The 20,129-nt window shown below is 70.5% G+C and carries 12 protein-coding genes; 6 read left to right on the top strand and 6 right to left on the bottom strand.

Annotation, left to right across the window (positions count from 1 at the left end):
* The first annotated feature begins 145 nt into the window (after nucleotides 1–145).
* From ACIBLC_RS15850 to ACIBLC_RS15835, 4 genes are all read left to right on the top strand, one after another.
* Nucleotides 146–2,407 carry a catalase gene (locus ACIBLC_RS15850; RefSeq protein WP_399211516.1) on the top strand — a complete coding sequence of 754 codons (2,262 nt, stop codon included), beginning with the start codon at nucleotides 146–148 and terminating at the stop codon, nucleotides 2,405–2,407.
* A gap of 742 nt (nucleotides 2,408–3,149) precedes the next feature.
* Complete coding sequence (gene tal, locus ACIBLC_RS15845; protein ID WP_399211515.1) at nucleotides 3,150–4,823, top strand: transaldolase; 1,674 nt, start codon at nucleotides 3,150–3,152, stop codon at nucleotides 4,821–4,823.
* A 109-nt stretch (nucleotides 4,824–4,932) separates the two neighbouring features.
* A complete protein-coding gene (gene tkt / locus ACIBLC_RS15840; protein WP_399211514.1) occupies nucleotides 4,933–7,149 on the top strand; it encodes a transketolase in 2,217 nt (738 codons plus the stop codon).
* Nucleotides 7,150–7,344: 195 nt separating this feature from the next.
* The gene (locus ACIBLC_RS15835; protein ID WP_399211513.1) at nucleotides 7,345–8,901 is read left to right on the top strand and encodes an FAD-dependent oxidoreductase; all 1,557 of its coding nucleotides are present in this window, start codon (nucleotides 7,345–7,347) and stop codon (nucleotides 8,899–8,901) included.
* A 163-nt stretch (nucleotides 8,902–9,064) separates the two neighbouring features.
* Here the strand turns inward: ACIBLC_RS15835 and ACIBLC_RS15830 are convergent, their stop codons facing one another.
* From ACIBLC_RS15830 to ACIBLC_RS15815, 4 genes are all read right to left on the bottom strand, one after another.
* On the bottom strand, nucleotides 9,065–9,268 hold the full coding sequence (locus ACIBLC_RS15830; protein WP_399211512.1) for an antitoxin: 204 nt from the start codon (nucleotides 9,266–9,268) through the stop codon (nucleotides 9,065–9,067).
* Entirely contained in the window at nucleotides 9,265–9,657 is a 393-nt protein-coding gene (locus ACIBLC_RS15825; RefSeq protein WP_399211511.1) for a hypothetical protein, read from the bottom strand. Before ACIBLC_RS15825 ends, ACIBLC_RS15830 begins: the two co-directional genes overlap by 4 nt.
* A gap of 156 nt (nucleotides 9,658–9,813) precedes the next feature.
* Entirely contained in the window at nucleotides 9,814–10,104 is a 291-nt protein-coding gene (locus ACIBLC_RS15820; protein ID WP_399211510.1) for a hypothetical protein, read from the bottom strand.
* A 478-nt stretch (nucleotides 10,105–10,582) separates the two neighbouring features.
* A complete protein-coding gene (locus ACIBLC_RS15815) occupies nucleotides 10,583–11,854 on the bottom strand; it encodes a PP2C family protein-serine/threonine phosphatase (RefSeq protein ID WP_399211806.1) in 1,272 nt (423 codons plus the stop codon).
* 436 nt (nucleotides 11,855–12,290) lie between these two features.
* Here ACIBLC_RS15815 and ctaD point away from each other — a divergent pair, with 436 nt between their 5' ends.
* Entirely contained in the window at nucleotides 12,291–14,003 is a 1,713-nt protein-coding gene (gene ctaD / locus ACIBLC_RS15810; RefSeq protein ID WP_399211509.1) for a cytochrome c oxidase subunit I, read from the top strand.
* A 69-nt stretch (nucleotides 14,004–14,072) separates the two neighbouring features.
* Here the strand turns inward: ctaD and ACIBLC_RS15805 are convergent, their stop codons facing one another.
* A complete protein-coding gene (locus ACIBLC_RS15805; protein ID WP_399211508.1) occupies nucleotides 14,073–15,065 on the bottom strand; it encodes a DNA polymerase thumb domain-containing protein in 993 nt (330 codons plus the stop codon).
* Nucleotides 15,066–15,070: 5 nt separating this feature from the next.
* Nucleotides 15,071–18,559 (bottom strand): DNA polymerase III subunit alpha, encoded by a 3,489-nt coding sequence (locus ACIBLC_RS15800; RefSeq protein WP_399211507.1) that lies wholly within the window; start codon nucleotides 18,557–18,559, stop codon nucleotides 15,071–15,073.
* 366 nt (nucleotides 18,560–18,925) lie between these two features.
* On the opposite strand from ACIBLC_RS15800, the gene ACIBLC_RS15795 reads away from it, so the two are divergent.
* On the top strand, nucleotides 18,926–19,969 hold the full coding sequence (locus ACIBLC_RS15795) for a DUF3533 domain-containing protein (RefSeq protein ID WP_399211506.1): 1,044 nt from the start codon (nucleotides 18,926–18,928) through the stop codon (nucleotides 19,967–19,969).
* The last annotated feature ends 160 nt before the right edge of the window (nucleotides 19,970–20,129 follow it).

The following is a 20,129-nucleotide window of genomic DNA, read 5'->3' as shown; positions in this document are numbered from 1 at the left end:
CCGGCGCGGGCGGGTGTGCGGCTGGATTGGGGTCTTCGAAGGGGGTACTCAACTCCTGCGGATCACGCGGCTCGTCCTTTGGGCGGAAAAGCCTTCCCCCTCCTCCGATGATCGGAACTCTGTGAGCGCCAAGAAGAAGAGCCCCGTGACGGCAGTCACGGAAAAGGTCTCCGAGAAGGTCCAAGAGGTCCTTCACCCCGGTAACGAGATTCCGGGGGCCCCGGGTCCGGTTCCACCGACGGTCGACGAGCCGACCGAGCCGACCGGTCCGCTGCCGCCCAAGCCCGACCAGCGCGGCCCGGACACGTACAGCCCCACCGGACAGGCCACCGGGACACCTCAGGAGGAGGTCGCGCAGGGCGGTGAGTTCCTGACCACGGCCCAGGGTGCGCGGCTGTACGACACCGACCATTCGCTGAAGGCGGGTCCGCGCGGGCCGGTCCTGCTCCAGGACCACCACCTGCGCGAGAAGATCACCCACTTCGACCACGAGCGCATCCCGGAGCGGGTGGTGCACGCCCGGGGCGCCGCCGCCCACGGCGTCTTCCAGGGCTACGGCACCGCGGAGAAGATCACCAAGGCCGCGTTCCTCGGCAAGGACGTCGAAACTCCGGTCTTCGTGCGCTTCTCCACGGTGCTGGGTTCGCGCGGCTCCGCCGACACCGTGCGCGACACCCGCGGGTTCGCGACGAAGTTCTACACCAGCGAGGGCGTGTACGACCTGGTCGGCAACAACATCCCGGTCTTCTTCATCCAGGACGCCATCAAGTTCCCCGACGTCATCCACGCGGGCAAGCCGCACCCGGACCGTGAGATCCCGCAGGCCCAGAGCGCCCACGACACCTTCTGGGACTTCGCCACCCTGCACACCGAGGCCACCCACCACACCCTGTGGAACATGTCCGATCGCGGCATCCCCCGCTCCTACCGGATGATGGAGGGCTTCGGCGTCCACACCTTCCGGTTCGTGAACGCCAAGGGCGCGACGACCCTGGTGAAGTTCCACTGGAAGCCGAAGCTCGGCGTGCACTCCCTGGTCTGGGAGGAAGCCCAGATCACCGCCGGGATGGACCCCGACTTCCACCGCCGGGACCTGGCCGACGCGATCGAGTCCGGCGCCCACCCCCAGTGGGAACTCGGCGTCCAGACCTTCCCCGACACCGAAGACCAGATGTTCGAGGGCATCGACCTGCTGGACCCGACCAAGATCGTGCCGGAAGAGCTGGCACCGGTCCAGCCGATCGGCCTGCTCACCCTCAACGCCAACCCCTCGAACTACTTCGCCGAGACCGAGCAGGTCGCCTTCCACGTCGGCCACCTCGTCCCCGGCATCGACGTCACCAACGACCCGCTGCTCCAGGGGCGTCTGTTCTCCTACCTCGACACCCAGATCAGCCGGCTCGGCGGCCCCAACTTCGGCCAGTTGCCGATCAACCGCACCCACGCTCCCGTGAACGACATGCTCCGCGACGGCATGCACCAGACCGCCGTTCACCGCGGGGCGGCCCCCTACCGGCCCAACTCCCTGGACGGCGGGTGCCCCTTCCTCGCCGGCGCGGACACGGGTGCCTACATCGAAGTTCCCGAGCAGGTGGCCGCCTCCCGCAAGGTCCGCGAGGCCGCTGCCTCCTTCGACGACCACTACAGCCAACCCCGGCTGTTCTGGCTCAGCATGACCCCGACCGAACGCGAACACATCGTCGCCGCCTACACGTTCGAGCTGAACAAGTGCTGGGAAACGGCGATCAAGGAACGGGCTCTGCTCGTACTCGCCAACATCGACAGCGAGCTGTGCGAACAGGTAGCCGCCGGGCTCGGACTGCCCGCCCCGCGGGCGACCGTACCCGTGGGCGAGCCGCAGCCCAGTCCCGCGCTGTCGCAGTTGGGCGGAAGGTGGCCGGCGGACGGCAGGATCGTCGGCATCGTCACCGCTGGCGACCAGGATCTGGCCGACGTGCGGTCAGTACGCCAGGCGGTGCTGGACGCGGGCATGGTCCCACTGGTCATCGCCCCGACCGGCGGAAAGCTCGACCAGGACGGGGAACCCGTCGCCGTACAGCGGACCTTCGCCACCGCCCGTTCGACCGAGTTCGACGCCATCCTCCTCGCCGGGGCGCCCGCGCCGGGTGCCGACGCCTACGGGGCCCGCGACGCCAAGGTCGATGACGCCATGGCCGTGGTCGCCGGGATCGACCCCCGGGTGCTGCTGTTGATCACCGAGGCGTACCGGCACGGCAAGGCGCTGGGTGCCTGGGCGGACGGAGTGGAAGCCCTGGAAACAGCGGGCATCGCCCCTGACGCCCCCGGCGTGGTGGCCTCGCCCGGCGACGCCGCCGCCGCACTGGAGGGCGTCGTCGAACTGTTGGCCCACCACCGCGCCTGGGACCGCTTCACCCCGTCCGTCTGACTCCGCCTCTGCGGGCTCCCACCCACCTGGTCGGGGGCCGCGGAGCAGTGGCCACAGCACAAGCTCCTCCGGCCGCTTCTGTACAGCACCGCCCCGCGCGGAACCGCTTTCTCCGGTCATGACCTGGCGCGGGCCCCGGAGTCGACGTACTACGGCGGCGACCTGGTGGAAGTCGCCCTGGCCGCCCTGCCGGCCCGCCAGTGGTACGCATCCGCCGAGCGTCGGCGTCGCGCACCTGGACCGTCCCGGCCCGAGCGCCATCCGGCCACGTCGATGCCGAACCAGCCCCAGGCACCCTGACCCGCGCCTGTCCGCACACGCTCGCAGAAAGCCGTGATCGTGCCGCATACCCCGCCCCCGCGAGGGTACTCGGCGCGGGTGTGAGCGGGTGAGGGTCGGCAGACGGCCACGGCAGCATCCGTCGCAGCAGTCGGCATCCATCACGAAAAGCGCGAGCCGACGGCGCAGTGCTGAGCGTCGGGCCATCGGAAGTGTGCCCGCCTCGGTGTGGTCCGGTCCGTCCGTCCGCTGTCTTCAGGGCACCCGCCGACGTCCGGGATCCGACCGAATGCCCTACGCGGAGTCGGCGAGAACGAGCTCGTCGGTAGCTGAAGGGGTGATCGCGTTCCGAGGCGGTCGTCTCACCTCGGACGCGGGAATTCCTGCCGCGGTTCTCTTGATCACCGTCCATCGGTGCGTCCGCCGGACACGCAGCGTCGCACCTTTTCCAGGAGGTTCTCGAATGTCCGTTCCCCCCGTATCCGATCCGCTTGCCGCACTGTCCGCCGCGGGGGTGTCGGTATGGCTCGACGACCTCTCCCGTGAGCTGCTCGCCGGGGGTGAGCTGGAGAAGTTGATCGCGGACCGGCATGTGGTCGGAGTCACGACGAATCCCACGATCTTCGCCTCCGCGCTGTCCAAGGGAGATCGCTACACCGAGCAGCTGCGCCGCCTCGGCGGCGAAGGCGCCGGCGTCGACGACGCCGTCTTCGCCCTGACCACCGACGACGTGCGCCACGGCTGCGAGGTCTTCGGCCCGGTGTACCGGCGCACCGGCGGAACCGATGGGCGGGTCTCCATCGAGGTCGACCCCCGGCTGGCCCGTGACGCCGCGGCCACCGTCGAGCAGGCACGCAAGCTGTGGAAGGCGGTCGACCGGGAGAACCTGCTCGTCAAGATCCCGGCCACCCGTGAGGGCCTGGCGGCGATCACCGAGGTCGTCGCACAGGGAATCAGCGTCAACGTCACGCTCATCTTCTCCCTCGACCGCTACCACGACGTGATGGACGCCTACCAGAGCGGTCTGGAGCAGGCACGGACAGCCGGGCACGAACTGTCCGGCATCCGATCCGTCGCCTCGTTCTTCGTCTCCCGGGTCGACACCGAGGTCGACCGCCGACTGGACGCCGTCGGCACCTCGCAGGCCGCGGCTCTCAAGGGCAAGGCGGCCGTCGCCAACGCCCGGCTGGCGTACCGGGCGTACGAGCGGATGATCGCCGAGCCCCGGTGGCAGGCACTGGCCGCGGCGGGGGCTCAGGTCCAACGGCCCCTGTGGGCGTCCACCGGAGTCAAGGACCCGGCCTATCCCGACACGATGTACGTCAGCGAACTCGTCATCGCCGGCACCGTGAACACCATGCCCGCCACGACACTGGCCGCGTTCGCCGACCACGGCACCCTCCCCGCTCACGCGCCGACGGCCACCGACCACGCCGCCGCGACCGCGCACCTCGCGGCCCTGGAGCACGTCGGCGTCGACTTCGCGGACGTCACCGACACCCTGGAACGTGAAGGGCTGGCGAAGTTCGAGAGCAGCTGGCAGGAGCTCGGTCTCACCGTGGAGCGCGAGATGCACGGCGCCTCCGCCGACGTCCAGCCCGGGGAGCAGGTGCGGGAGTCGCCCGCGAGCTCTGTCGACGGCGACGGCCTGCTCGCGATCTATCTCAATGACCATCTCTCCGGAGCGACCGCCGGCCTGGAGCTCTTCCGTCGTGCCGCGCAGGCCCAGAAGGGCCGGCACGACGACGCGGCGCTGACGGAACTGGCGCAGCTCGTGAAGGAGGACCGTGACTCCCTCACCCAGATCATGACCGACCTGGGTGTGTCCCCCGACCACCCCAAGGTGGCGCTCGGCTGGCTGGCCGAAAAGGCCGGCCGCCTCAAGCCCAACGGCCACCTCTTCTCGCGCTCTCCGCTCAGCGACGTCCTCGAAGCGGAATCCATGCTCCTGGGCGTCCTGGGCAAGGCGGCCTGCTGGCGGACCCTGCGGGTCCTGGCCGAGGCCGACGACCGGCTCCACCCCGAACACCTCGACACCCTCCTGGAGCGCGCCGAGCACCAGAGCGCCACCCTGGAGGAGATCCGGATCGCGGCGGCCACGCGAACGCTGAACCCCCGGGTCGCGACCGCGCGGTGACCTCGGCCGGGGCCACGCAGGCGCACTCCGAGCGGACGGCAGCAGTACTGAGGGCTCGCCGTGGGTGATCCGGGCCGTCCGACCATTGATCTGGCGAAGGAGCAACAGCATGGCGAGTGAACAGTCCGACAGCACGGCGCGCCGCGACAGGTCCCTGGCTGATCCGGTGGCGGCGCGGGCGGGGTGGGACGAGGTGGACGTACGGGCGGTGGACACCGCACGGCTGCTGGCGGCCGACGCGGTGCAGAAGGCGGGCAACGGCCACCCGGGCACGGCGATGAGCCTCGCTCCCCTGGCCTACCTGTTGTTCCAGAACGTCATGCGGCACGACCCGCACGATGACCAGTGGCTGGGACGGGACCGGTTCGTACTCTCCTGCGGCCACTCCAGTCTGACCCTCTACATCCAGCTCTACCTGGCCGGCTTCGGCCTGGAGCTCCCGGACCTGGAGGCGTACCGGACCTGGGACTCGGCCACCCCCGGACACCCCGAGCACCGGCACACCCGGGGTGTGGAGATCACCACCGGGCCGCTCGGACAGGGACTGGCCGCAGCGGTGGGAATGGCGATGGCTGCACGGCGTGAGCGCGGGCTGCTCGACCCGGACGCCGAAGCGGGCACCAGTCCCTTCGACCACCAGGTCTACGTGATCGCCTCCGACGGCGACATGATGGAGGGCGTCACCGCCGAGGCCGCCTCCCTGGCCGGGCACCAGGAACTCGGCGACCTCACTGTCTTCTACGACTCCAACCACATCTCCATCGAGGACGACACGGACGTCTCCTTCAGCGAGGACGTCCCGGCCCGCTTCGCCGCCTACGGGTGGCACGTGCAGTCCGTCGACTGGACGCGCACCGGCACCTACGTCGAGGACGTCGACGCGCTGCTCGCCGCCACCCGGGCCGCCCGGGAGGAGACCGGCCGGCCTTCCTTGATCATGCTGCGGACCGTGATCGGCTGGCCGGCCCCGAACAAGCAGAACAGCGGCAAGGCGCACGGCTCCGCACTGGGCGAGGAAGAGATCGCCGCCACCAAGACGCTGCTCGGCTTCGATCCCGCGCGGCACTTCACCGTGGAGGACGAGGTGCTGTCCCGGACCCGCGAGGCCTCCGACCGCGGCCGACAGGCGCACGCCGAATGGGACGAGAGGTTCGCGGCCTGGCGGACGGCGAACCCCGACCGTGCGGCGCTCCTGGACCGCCTGAGCGAGCAGCGTCTGCCCGATGGCTGGACCGACGCCCTGCCGGTCTTCCCCGCCGAGGCCAAGGGCATGGCCACCCGTGCCGCGTCGGGGGAGGTTCTCAGCGCGCTGGCGCCGGTGCTGCCGGAGCTGTGGGGCGGCTCGGCCGACCTGGCGGGGAGCAACAACACCACCATGGACGGGGAGCCGTCCTTCGTCCCGGCCGACCGCCAGACCAAGGACTGGAAGGGCGGCCCGTACGGGCGCACCCTGCACTTCGGAATCCGTGAGCACGCCATGGGCGCGGTCCTCAACGGAATCGCGCTGCAGAGCCTGACCCGTCCGTACGGCGGCACCTTCCTGACCTTCTCCGACTACATGCGTCCCGCGGTGCGTCTGGCCGCGCTGATGGAACTGCCGGTCACGTACGTCTGGACCCATGACTCCATCGGTCTGGGCGAGGACGGCCCCACCCACCAGCCCGTGGAACACCTGGCCGCGCTGCGGGCCGTCCCGGGCCTGGACGTGGTGCGTCCTGCCGACGCCAACGAGACCACCGCGTGCTGGCGAGCCGTACTCGAACACCGCGACCGCCCCGCCGGACTGATCCTGAGCCGCCAGAACGTGCCGGTCCTGGACCGCGACGGCGGAGCGTACGCCCCCGCGCGGGAGGCGAGCAGGGGCGGATATGTTCTGGTCGACGCGCCGGACGGCGGCACCCCGGACGTCATCCTCGTCGCGACCGGCTCCGAGGTCCACCTCGCTCTGGAAGCGCGCACTCTGCTGGCGGCCGAAGACCTCGCCGCGCGAGTGGTGTCGATGCCTTGCCGGGAGTGGTTCACCGCCCAGCCACAGGAGTACCAGGACCACGTGCTGCCGCCGTCGGTCCGGGCACGGGTCAGCGTCGAGGCCGCCGTCGGCCAGGGGTGGCGCGACATCGTCGGCGACGCGGGCCGGATCGTCAGCCTGGAGCACTACGGCGCCTCGGCCGACTACCAGCGTCTCTACACCGAGTTCGGCATCACTCCCGGGGCCATCGCGGCGGCGGCCCACGACAGTGTCCGCGATACCCGTGAGGCACCGCGTCCGGGCGGCCACCAGCGGACTTCCGCGCCCACCGCGGGCGGCACCGGCGACCGCCCCTGAACGACCACACCCTGTCTTTCGCCCTCGCCCCGGGTGGTAGGTGGCCCGGCCCGTAGACCTTCGACCGGGCCGGGCTCACCTCTCCCGTGCGAGGAGGAGCGAGGGCGCCCTCGAAGCCGTGACAGGACCGCGGTCGCGTTCCCCCACATGCCCGGAAATGGGCATCAACTCTGTGGATCGAGGGACTCGTCCGGCATGGACGCTTACCGTACTTCTGGATCAGAACCGCTGCCCGGCCGCGACGAGTCGTTCTGGATGGCCACGGCCCCGTCCACTTCTCTGTCCCCGCTCGCCGTGGACACCGAGACCGACGTGGTCGTCGTGGGCGGTGGCATCGCCGGGCTCAGCACCGCCTGGGAACTGGTCCGCGCCGGGCTTCGCGTCGTCGTTCTGGAAGCCGACCGCATCGCCGCCGGAGTCACCGGGCACACCACCGCGAAGGTCTCCGCGCTGCACGGACTGGTCTACGACCGGCTCCTCAGCACCCGCGGCGAGCAGGCCGCCCGGCTGTACGCCCGCTCGCAGCAGGAGGCCGTCGAACACCTCGCCGGCGTCTGCGCCGAGCTGCACATCGACTGCGGCTGGGAGCGTCGCCCCGCCTTCACCTACACCACCCGGCCGGAGAACCTGTCCGCGCTGCGCGCCGAGGCCACCGCCGCCCGCGCGGCAGGGCTCGACGCCGAATACGTGGAAGAGACCCAGCTGCCCTTCGATGTCGCGGGAGCGGTACGCCTCGAAGGTCAGGCGCAGTTCCACCCGCGCTCCTACCTCCTCGCGCTCGCCGACGATCTGCGGGATCGCGGCGGGGTGATCCACGAGCGGAGCCGGGTGACCGGGCTGCACGAGGGCACCCCGTGCAGGGTCACCACCGAGAGCGGGCACACCGTGACCGCCAAGGACGTCGTGATCGCCACCCACTATCCCGTTTTCGATCGTGCCCTGCTGTTCACCAGGCTCACACCGCGCCGGGAACTGGTCGTCGCGGCGCCCCTGGCCGCCGACCAGGACCCGGCGGGCATGTACCTCACCGAGGACAACGGCAAGCGGTCCGTACGCACTGCTCCCTACGGTGAAGGACAGCGGTTGCTGATCGTCACCGGTGAGGGCTTCACCCCCGGCGAAGGCGATCCCGTAGCTGGTTTCGGCCGCCTGGACACCTGGATGCACAAGCATTTCCCGGTCGGCGACACCGCCTACCGATGGGCGGCTCAGGACAACGACGTCAGCGACAGCGTGCCCATGATCGGCCGCTTCCACCCCGGCGCGCGCCACACCTACGTCGCCACCGGCTTCGGCGGCTGGGGCATGAGCGGCGGGGTTCTGGCCGGCCAGCTCCTCGCCCGGCTCCTGCAAGGGGAGACACCGCCGTGGGCGGCGCTCTACGACCCGCGCAGGCTGTGGACGGCCGTACGTGAGGCACCCGCACTACTGAAACACCAGGCAGAAGTGGCCCGTCACTTCGTGGGAGACCGGCTCGCCACCACCCACGTCGACTCGGTCGCCGAGATCGCTCCCGGGACGGGCGCGGTAGTACGCCTCAACGGCAGCCGTTGCGCCGTCTACCGCGACGAATCCGGTTCCACGCAGGCTGTCTCGGCACGCTGCACCCATCTCGGCTGCCTGGTCTCCTTCAACGCGGCGGAGACCGCCTGGGAATGTCCCTGCCACGGCTCTCGCTTCGCCACCGACGGCACGGTGATCCAGGGTCCGGCCACCCGCCCCCTCGCTCCCCGGGACGCGCCGCAGGGATAGACCCGTACGAGAGGATCCGAGCCTCTGGGCCCGAAGAACAGGACGGCCCAGGGACAGCCAGGCCGCGGCCGAGGTCGGCCCGCACGCCGGGAAGCCAGGGTCACGGGACGCATCGGGGGTCCGGAGCCGCTGACGGTTCCGGACCCCCTGGTGTCGCAGATGCTCAGGCACTTCTTCCGGGATCGTCGGCGTCGCCGCCGTAGGACTTCCGCGCCGCGTCGACACCCCGGTCGATCTGCTCGTCGTGCTGGTGCCCGGTGCGGTCCTCCACGAGGTCCTGCCCCTTGTCGGCCGCGTTGTCGACCCTGTCGGGGTGCTCTTCCGCGGCCTTCTCCACCTTGCCGGCGAGGTCTCCCAGTCCGCTCATGGTCCCCTCCTCAGGCTCTCCAGATGGGAAGCCACCTGCCGACCGCTGTCGGCCACCTGCCGGACCGCGGCGGCAGCTGTCGGGTCCGGCTTGCCGTTCTCGCTCATCTCGTGCAGTTCGTCGGCCAGTCGGCGGACGTTGCCCGCCAACTGCCGGGCCTGCGCGCGGGACTGACCCTGCGGCTGCTCCCGCAGCTCCCCGATCACGTTGCGCGCCTGCGCCGTGGCCTCGTTGACTGTGTTCGCGGCCTGGTCCTTGGCGGTGTGGGCCACCTCGGCAGTCTTCCCGCCACCCAGTCCGGCGCCCTCAGCCGCCTTGTCCTGCGCGGTGTTCGCTACCTCCGCTGCGCGGTTCGTGTCGTGCGCCTGCGGGCGGTCGAAGTCACTCAAGGCTCCTCCAGAATCGATCGATGTGGATGTGCCTGTCACTGCATGCGGCAGGGTCTGCACGGGACGGACCGGGGACTGTCCGCACCCGGCACCGCCCCGCTGACATCTCCGTGCCAGAGCCTGTGACCAGGATCTGCACGGAAGTCCGGCGGGAGACTAGAAGCCCTTGTTCCCGTCTTTGCCCGTCGCTCTGCGGACGGCGTCCCTGGTGCGGTCCACGAGGGCGGCGACGGGTCCCAGGGCCGTGTTGGCCGCCCCCGACTCGGTCCCGGGGTGCGGCCGGGTGGGTGCCATGGCTTCGGCGGCCCTGGCCATCGCGGCCGGCCTCGCGCGGTCGGTGCCGCGGCGGATGTGCGGGAACTCGTGGTGCCGGCGCGTCAGCAGCGACACCACGTCGGTGTCGTCGGACAGGTCGGCACCGGCGTGCGAGGTGGTGAGTTCACTCATGTCCAACTCCTCGCTTCTCGCGCTGGGAGGGTCGGGTCGATCGGAGCGACGTCCAACTCACGCCAGTTGCGGACCTGTCGGTCCAGCGGGATGCCCCGCTGCTCGAGCGGATTGCCAGTCACGACCGTCCTCCTCAAGAGGTGAAGGACGGGGCCCCCTGCGCCTGCCCTTCATGTTCGAACTGCTCCCGGAAGGCTGGGGATCGCTCCGGGTTCCGCCTGCCCCCGTGCCCGGCGCCGCCGTATCCGGCGTACTCCTCGCAGAAGCCGCCGACGGTGCGGCGGCGCGAGTGAGGACAGAACCCGCAGGCCGTAGCCGTCGGGCGGCAGGTACGTGACAGTGCCGCACAACAGGGCGCGGGCCGCCGCCGTCCCGGCGTACCCGGCGGGCAGCCGGGTTCCCGGAACGCAGTCCGCTGCCGCCGATCACCGTGAGGTGGTCACGGTCTTCGCGGACGCCACTCGAAGGGCGTCGGCGCTCATCGAGAAACGCTTCCGCCCTCGCAGCTCGATTCGGTGGGGTCATGGGACGGCAGGCCGGCCAGGGCTGCGGCTCGGCTGGTGGGGGCGGCCACAGGTCCGAGCCATTCGCAGAACAGCACGGTGGCATCGTCCTGCAACCGGCCGTCGTGGTAGTCGAGTACGGCGTGGATGAGACGGCGCAGTGTTTCAGGCACGGGCAGGCCGGCCGCATGGTGGCGGATGAGGAAGTCGGCGAAGCGCTCCAGGCCGAACTCCTCGCCATCACGTGCGCGGGCTTCGGTGATGCCGTCGGTGTAGAAGACCAGGCGGTCTCCGGGCTCCAACTGGTCGCGGCACAGGGTGATGGGCAGTCCCAGGCCGGTGCCCATCGGGTGCGCGGGCCGGCAGCTCAGGTGAGTGTGCCAGCGGTTACCGCGAATGATCATCGGCGGGTGATGGCCTCGGTTGACCCAGGTCAGCACGCCGGTCCGGGTGTCCAGTTGGGCGAGGATTCCGGTGGCGTAGCGCTTTCGGGCGTACTGCTCGATCAGCGCCTCCTCGATCCTCTCAGTGATCTCGGCGAGTTCCGCGCCCTGACGGCGCGAATTGCGACAGGTCCCCATGGCCAGGTGGGCGGTCAGGCCGGCAGCGGTGTCGTGGCCCATGGCGTCGAAGATCGACAGGTGCACCACGTGGCCGGCGGTGGCGTAGTCGTAGGCGTCCCCGCTGATCGTGTAGGCGGGCTCCATCGCCGCGGAGATCACCACCCGGCCGTCGGCGTAGCTGCGCGGCGGCGTCAGGTTCCACTGCATCTCGGCCGCGATGTTCAACGGCTGAGTCCGTGTCAGCCGCGCGAGGGAATCGCTGCTGCTCCGCTTGCTGTCGATGATCAGGGCGATCACGGCGGCCAGCAGGTTCATGTCCTCCCGCGCGCGGGGGTCGTCGTCGACAGTAGTGATCCGCAGCACGCCCAGGCGTTCGGTGCCGTCCAGAAGCGGAACCCACCAGTGCCCTCGGTCCGTACCGTCCGATGCTCCGGCAAGGATCTGTCCGTGCTGGTAGGCGCGCCCCGCCACGCTGCCCTCGATCCTCAGCTCGGCTTCCTCACCGGCCACTGGCTGCCCGGCGTCCAGGCCCTCGCCGGTCAGCAGCCGCAGTACCTGGCGCTGGAGGTCACCCAGGTAGATCAGCACCTGGGGGAAGCCCGCGATCGCCGCGTGCTCGGCCACCTTGGAAGGCAGCAGTTCCAGCGGCATCAGATGACTCGAGGCCAACAGACCCGCCAGCATCCGCCGCCCTCGCGAATCCCGACACTGATCGCTCACCAGCAGCGTCCCGTCCTCATCGAAGTCCACACGCTGCGTCCGCACAGGGTGGCCCTGCTCCCGTGTGCCCACCTTCCCTCTTTTCGTCGGCCGAGGCGTCCGCGGCGGCCGGCCCGGCGACGGTGCGCGCCGCTCTGAGTGCCGATCGCGGCCCGGGGGTATCCCGACCGCAGCGAACACCGAATCACCGTGAGGACGCACCCGGACGACAGGCGACCACGGTCCGCCTCTCCAGACGGCCCGCCTGGCCGAGAACCCTCGGTTTCCGGGCACCTCTTCATCGGCGGGGCATAGTTTCGGCTGAACGGGTTACGCGCCGCCCGACATCAAGACAGGTCGGGCGGATGCTCGTCCCACCGCCCGTCCTCACCGTGTCCGCGCTGATGCTGATGGGAACCTGATGGCGACCGATACCGAGCCCATTGCTCCAGTTCCAGCGGCTGAGCACCACAGCCGGGGCCAGGTGATCGTCACCTGGCTGACCACAACCGATCACAAGAAGATCGGCCACCTCTATCTGATCACCTCGTTCGCGTTCTTCCTGGTCGGCGGGGCGCTGGCGATGGCGATCAGGGCCGAACTGGCCCGGCCGGGACTCCAGTTCCTCTCCAGCGAGCAGTACAACCAGGCGTTCACGATGCACGGCACGATCATGCTGCTGCTGTTCGCGACGCCGACGTTCGCGGGCTTCGCCAACGCGATCATGCCGCTGCAGATCGGCTCCCCGGACGTCGCCTTTCCCCGGCTGAACATGCTCTCGTACTGGCTGTTCGCCTTCGGCGGTCTGATCGTCCTGAGCAGCTTCTTCACCCCGCAGGGCACCGCCGACTTCGGCTGGACCGCCTACACGCCCCTGAGCGGCGGCGAGCGCAGCCCGTACATCGGCGGCGATCTGTGGATCATGGGTCTGGCGCTGGCCGGCTTCGGCACCATTCTCGGCGCGGTCAACTTCATCACCACGATCATCTGCATGCGCGCCCCCGGCATGACCATGTTCCGCATGCCGATCTTCACCTGGAACATCCTGCTGACGTCGGTGCTGGTCCTGCTGGCCTTTCCCGTCCTGGCCGCCGCCCTCCTCGCCCTGGAGGCGGACCGGAAGTTCGGCTCTCACGTCTTCGACCCCGAGAACGGCGGGGCGATCCTCTGGCAGCACCTGTTCTGGTTCTTCGGCCACCCCGAGGTCTACATCCTCGCTCTGCCCTTCTTCGGCGTGATCAGCGAGATCCTCCCCGTCTTCTCCCGGAAACCGATCTTCGGCTACGTGAGTCTGGTCGGCGCCACCATCGCCATCACCGGCCTGTCCGTGACCGTGTGGGCCCACCACATGTTCGCCACCGGGGCCGTGCTGCTGCCCTTCTTCTCCTTCATGAGCTTCCTGATCGCCGTGCCGACCGGGGTGAAGTTCTTCAACTGGATCGGCACGATGTGGAAGGGCTCGATCTCGTTCGAGCCACCCATGCTCTGGGCGTGCGGCTTCCTCGTGACGTTCCTCTTCGGTGGTCTGACCGGCGTGCTGCTCGCCTCGCCGCCGATGGACTTCCACGTCACCGACAGCTACTTCGTCGTGGCCCACTTCCACTACGTTCTGTTCGGCACGATCGTGTTCGCCATGTTCGGCGGATTCAGCTTCTGGTGGCCGAAGATGACCGGCACCATGCTCGACCACCGGCTGGAGAAGATCCACTTCTGGACTCTTTTCGTGGGTTTCCACACCACCTTCCTGGTCCAGCACTGGCTCGGCGCCGAAGGCATGCCCCGGCGTTATGCCGACTACCTGGCCGCCGACGGCTTCACCGCTCTCAACACCCTCTCCTCCATCGGCGCTTTCCTCCTCGGCCTGTCCACCCTCCCTTTCCTTTACAACGTGTGGAAGACCGCCAAGTACGGCGAGCGGGTCGAGGTCGACGACCCCTGGGGCTACGGCCGCTCACTGGAGTGGGCCACCTCCTGTCCGCCGCCCCGCCACAACTTCACCGCCCTGCCGCGCATCCGCTCCGAATCCCCCGCCTTCGACCTGCACCACCCGGCACTGGCGGAACTCGAAACCCGTGAGAACGCCGGCAAGCGCGACGTGGTGGACGCCGACAGCCACAAAGGCGAACCAGGGTGAAGCGCGGCACCACACGACGGGCACAGCGGAGTTGCCGTCCAGATAAAGGCCTGTGCCGGGAACCGGTGGTCATGGAGCAAGCGGGTCCGCCAGGGCGGCTGGGCGTACAGCCCTCGGCCCGAAGCGTCGGCGGGCGCGATCCGCGGCGGCCTCGGTTGCGCGGAGACGGGCATCGCCAGGATCCAACGTGAGCTGCCAGTAGGCACTGTCGGCCGGCAGCAGATCGTCGACACGGATCGCGAAGGCGCGGACTCTCGCCCGCTGAAGTCCGAGGGAGGTCAACAGCCCCAGGGCGGTTGTGACAAGGACCGGTGAGTGGCTGGTCGGTTCCGGCAGCGTGCGCGTACGCGTGGTGGAGCTGCGGTCGGCATATCGCACGGTGAGGGTGAGCCGTCCGGCGAGCCGGCTTTCACCACGCAGGCGTTGACCGATTTGGTCGGCAAGTCCCAGGACCGCTCGGTGATGCCACTCCGGGTCGAGGCAGTCCCTCTCCAGCACGAGATCGGCGACCAGATGCGCTGCCGGTTCCGAAGGGCTGACCGGGCGGGGATCATGCCCGCGGGCACGCTCGGCCAACAGCCGGGCCGAGCCGGCTCCGAGTAGTCGCTGCAGGGTTGCCGCGGGTATGTCGGCGACCTGCCCGATGGTGTGCAGCCCGTATCTGCTGAGCGTGTCCGCCGCGGCACGGCCGACCCCCGGCAACGCCGTGACCGGGCGGGGGTGCAGCCAGTCGGGGGCCTGCCCGTCGCGGATCCAGGTGGTCCCGCCCGGCGCGGACGCGTCGGCCGCCATCGCCGCCAGCATGCGGTTGTTCGCGAGGCCGGCGCTGCTGTCGATGCCGTAGAGACCCTTCAGTCGCATCATCGCCGCCTGGACCATGTCGTAGGGAGACAGGTCGAAGTACCTGAGCGCCGACGTCAGGTCGAGTTGGACGGCATCGGGCGGGACCGCCTGCACATGAGGCGTAACACCAGACATCAGTTCGATTACGTCATCGTACTGAGCCTCCCCCATCGCCGTATGCAGGTGAAGGTGAGCGATATGCCGCTGCCGCGCCGCCATCCCGTTCACCCCGCACTCCCCGGGCTGCGGTAGCCGAACTTCTTCAGGTCGGCCGAGCGGGTGCCGGCGGGCTGGAGGTCGGCGTACGGGTGCAGGCGGGCGCCGGTGGTGCCGTTGGCCAGGGTGCGGTGCGGCTGGGCGGAGGCCGGATGCGGCCGTCCCGGAGCCGGCTGGGCCGGGGTCGGGTGCGGCCGGCTCTCCCCGAGGAGGGCGAGGGCGGCCTCGGGGCCGTTGTCACGGCGGGCCGCGGCGATCTCGTCCAGGTCCCAGGCCATGGTGCCGACGACGGTACGGCGGGTGCCGCGGACCTGGACCGTGCCGCGGACCAGGAGCAGCCCGCTGTGGAAGACGGTGTGCGCGCAGGCCGGATGGGAGTCCTCGAAGAACGCCAGGTCGACCAGACCCGAGCCGTCCTCCAGGGTGACGAAGATGATCCGCTTGCCGCTCGCGATCGGCGGGGTCTGCGTGGAGCCCCGTACGCCCGCGACCAACACCTGCTGACCGGCGCGCAGTCCGGCCAGATGGGCCGAGTCGGTCGCGCCGATCTCCCGCAGCAGCCGATGGTGATGCTCCATCAGATGCCTGGAGACGTCGATGCCCAGGGTGCCCAACTCGGCACTGAGGGCCTCGCGTCCGGTCATCTCCGGCAGCCCACTGGGCTCCGCTCCCCCAACAGCCCCCGCGTCGATGGGCAGTTGACCTGAGCCAGCGGCTCGGCCCTGTGACTGCCGATGCAACTCGGCTATCTGGAGCAGGAGATCACGCCGGGTGAGGCGCCCGTCGTGCAGACAGGTGAGCGCACCGATCTCCGCCAGCCGCTCGGCGACCGGCCTGCTGGGACGCGCCCGCTGCCAGAAGTCCGACAGCGATCCGTACGGCTGGCTCTCCTCGATCCGCGCGCACTCCTCCTCGCTGATGCCGTGCACCGCGGACAGCGCGAGCCGAACGCCCCACTGCTCTCCGTCGGCCTTCTCCACCGTGTGCTTCACCTTCGAACGGTTGATGTCGACGGACAGAATCGGCACGCCACGGCGTCGGGCGTCGGAGACGAGGACGCGCTTGGGCCACATCCCGGGATCGTGTTCGAGCAGACCGGCCAGCAGGAACGCCGGATGGTGCGCCTTGAGCCAGGCACTCTGCAGGGCCGGTACGGCGAAGGCGACCGCGTGCGCCCGGCAGAAGCCGTACGCGCCGAAGGCCTCGACGGTCTTCCACACCTCGTCCCGCACCGCCGTGCTGTAGCCGCGCTCCCGTGCCAGACCGTGGAACCAGTCCTTGATCCTGGGCAGCCGCTCCTTTTCGCCGAGCGCGCGCCGGGCGATCTCGGCCATCGCCCGGTCGCAGCCGGTCATCACCGACAGCGTCTCGATGATCTGCTCGTGCCAGATGGTCACTCCGTAGGTGTCGGCGAGCACCGGTTCCAGGTCCGGGTGGGCGTAGTGCGGTGTGCCGCCGTGCCGGGCGGCGATGTACCGCTCGGGCATGCCTCCGGCGACAGGGCCGGGGCGGAAGAGGCTGATGTCGGCGATGACGTCCTGCGGGTCGCGGGGCTGCAAGCGGGACAACAGGTCCTGCTGGCCGGGCGATTCGAGCTGGAACAGGCCCAGCGTCTGGCTCTCCTGGATGAGCTTGAACGCGAAGACGTCGTCCAGCGGAACCTGTTGCGGGTCGTCCAGGTCGATGTGGTTGCCGGTGGTCCGTTCGATCTCGGTGACGGCGTGGGCCATCGCGGACTGCATACGGACGCCCAGGACGTCGAGCTTGATGTTGCCCAGCGCCTCGATCTCCTCCTTCGCCGCCATCGCCATCGGGTAGTCGCCCTGCGGCGTGGGCTGCACCGGCAGCCGGTCCAGGAGAGTCGCGTCGCTGATGACCACACCGCAGGGGTGCATGGCCATGCCGTGGACCAGGGAGTCGAGGCCCTCGGCCAGCTCCCACAGCGGTCCGTAGCGGCCCGCCTCGGCCGCCAGTTGCCGCAGTTCGGGCAGTTCGGCGAGCGCGCTCGTGATGTCCGAGGCCCGCAGGTGCGGGAAGCTCTTGGCGATCCGGTCGACGTCCGCGGGCGCGATGCCGAGTGCGAGGCCGGTGTCCCGCAGCGCCCTGCGCGCCCGGTAGGTCTCGGGCATCGCGGTGACCGCCACCCGTTCCCTGCCGAACCGGGCGAAGATCGCGTCGTAGCACTCCAGGCGTCTGGCGGACTCCACGTCGATGTCGATGTCGGGCAGCGACCTGCGGCGGACGCTCAGGAACCGTTCGAACAGCAGGCGGTGGTCGAGCGGGTTGGCGGTGGCGATGCCCAGCGCGTGGCAGACCAGCGAGCCGGCGCCCGAGCCACGGGCAGCGACCCGTATCCCCAGCTCCCGGATGTCGGACACGACCTGGCCGACGGCGAGGAAGTACGAGTCGTAGTTCAGCTGGGAGATCATGTCGAGCTCCTCGTCCAGCCGGTCGAGTGCGGCGCGGTCACGGTCCAGGCCGCGCCGGACCAGACCGGCCTCGGACCGCCGGCGCAGCAACCGTGCCGCACCGCCCGCCCCGGGCTCGGCACCGAGCACGCCCGGCTCCGGGAAGTGCGCCGTGCCCAGACCCAGATCCGCCGCGGGATCAACGGTGCACGCGGCCGCGGTGGCGGCGGTGTCCGCCAGCAGCCGGGCCGCCCGTCCGGGGCCCGCTCCCGCGCATTCGGCGATCAGCCGCGCGTTGTCCGCCATCGCTCCCTCGTCCTTGAGCCAGCGCTGCCCGCTGTCCAGCCGGCGCCGGTCGATCGGCCGCAGCAGCCGCGCGGCGTCCAGGACGTCGGCCAGCCGGTGCTGGTCGGGGTCGGCGTAGCGGACGGCGTTGGAGAGTACGGCGGTGGTGCCGGTGCGGTCGGCCAGTGCCAGGGTGCGGGCGGCCAGGCGCAGGGATCCAGGCCCGACGCCGAAACGTTTCTGCACGACAGTCTCCAACCGGATCCCGTCCCCGAAGGCCTCCCGCCAGGGCGCCAGCAGCTTCACCGCGACGTCCTCCCGGCCCGCCGCCAGCGCCCGCACCGGCTCCGAGAGCGGCCCGAGCAGCACGATCAGACCGGGACCGCCGTACTCGCGCAGCGCCTCCCAGGGCACCACCGGCGGTGTACCGGACACGGCACCGACATGGGCCGCCGAGGTGATGCGGCACAGCCGCGCCCAGCCCGCCCGGTCCCGCGCGAGCAGCACGAACCGCAGGGGCGGTTCGACGACATGCGCGCCTCCGCGCGCGGGGGTGCGGCGGCGCTGGGCGGGCGGCGGGGGCGCCAGTGCCTCCACCGCCAGGTCGACACCGAAGACCGGCCGGACGCCCGACCCGGCGCACGCCCGCGCGAACCGCACGACACCGGTGACCGTGTCCCGGTCGGTGAGCGCGAGCGCCGTCATACCGCGCTCGGCAGCCCGCCGGGCGAGCTGCTCGGGGTGGGCGGCGCCGTAGCGGGCGGAGTAACCGGACGCGACGTGCAGATGAGCGAAGCCCGCCATGCCACACCTCCATCACTCCGCCCCATTTCAGCCACGTGTCCGATACGCCCGATACGTCTATCGTACGCTCGTTCGATTAGCCTAGCTCCATCAGCCCCGGTCAGCGACCTTATTCGAACGTGTGAACGTATTTTGAGTGCCATCGCCGGTGGCCGAAAAAGCTGCCTCTCCGTCAGCTCCATGCCCGGCCAGCACAGTTGGGAGCCGCCGCCTCGAGAACCACGCCCGTACGTCCGCCACGATGAGCTTGGTCACGCGGTGAAGGACGCCGGGGCGCTCGGCCCCGCCGCCGGCCGAACGGCCCCGGGGCATCCGTTCGGCCCCGCCCCACCTGCGCGGACACCGGGCAGCCCCGACCGTGAGGGCATGACGCAGACAGCCCACGCACCAGGCAGGTCCTTCCTCGGCGAGGTCAGGGAAGCGGTCACCCCGCGGGCCACGCTGCTGGTCATCGGCGTGATCGCCCTCCAGTTGCTCTTCATCGCCTCCTATGTGGGCGCGCTGCACGACCCGAAGCCCAAGGACGTGCCCTTCGGAGTCGTCGCGCCACGGGCGGCGGCCGAGCAGACGGTGACCCGGCTGAAGCAGATCCCGGGCGAGCCGCTGGACCCGCGCACGATCGCCGACGAGGCCACGGCGCGTGAGCGGATCCTGAACCGGGAGATCGACGGAGCCCTGGTGATCGATCCGGCGGGCACCACCGACACACTCCTGGTCGCCTCCGGCGGCGGCACCGTCCTCGCCACCTCGCTGGAGACGCTCACCAGCACGCTCGAGAAGGCCGAGCGGCGCACGGTGAGGACCGTCGACGTGGCCCCGGCCTCCACGCGGGACTTCGACGGGCTCTCGTCCTTCTACCTGGTCGTCGGCTGGTGCGTGGGTGGCTACCTCGCCGCGTCGATCCTGGCGATCAGCTCGGGCGCACGGCCCTCGAACCCGAGGCGCGCGGTGATCCGGCTCATCGTGATGGCCCTGATCGCGATCATCGGCGGGCTCGGCGGCGCGGTCATCGTCGGGCCGGTCCTGGGCGCCCTGCCCGGCGGCGTCTGCGCCCTCTGGGGCCTCGGCGCCCTGATCACCTTCGCGGTCGGCGCGGCCACCCTCGCCCTCCAGGGCGTCTTCGGGATCGTCGGCATCGGCCTGGCCATCCTGCTGGTGGTGATCGCGGGCAACCCGAGCGCGGGCGGCGCCTTCCCTCTGCCCATGCTGCCGCCCTTCTGGAAGGCGATCGGCCCGGCCCTGCCGCCGGGCGCGGGCACCTGGGCGGCCCGCTCGATCGCCTACTTCAAGGGCAACGACCTGACCGGCTCGCTGCTGGTGCTCTCGGCGTGGGCGGTGGCGGGAAGCGCGGTGACCATCCTCGCGGCGACCCTCCGCCAGAACCGCTCTCCGGCCCCCTCCGGCGCCTGAGGAACGGGGCGGGACCAGAACCGGCCCGAGGAAACGGAGCCGGAACCGAGGAACCCGCCCGAGGAACGGAGCCGGGCCCAGACAACCCGCCCGAGGAAGCGGGGCCGGGCCCAACAACCCGCCCGAGAAACGGGCCAGGGCCGAAGCCTCCACCCACGTC

This window comes from Streptomyces sp. NPDC050535 (genome assembly GCF_044457665.1).
GTDB lineage: Bacteria > Actinomycetota > Actinomycetes > Streptomycetales > Streptomycetaceae > Streptomyces.
This window is presented reverse-complemented; position numbering and strand designations above follow the sequence as displayed.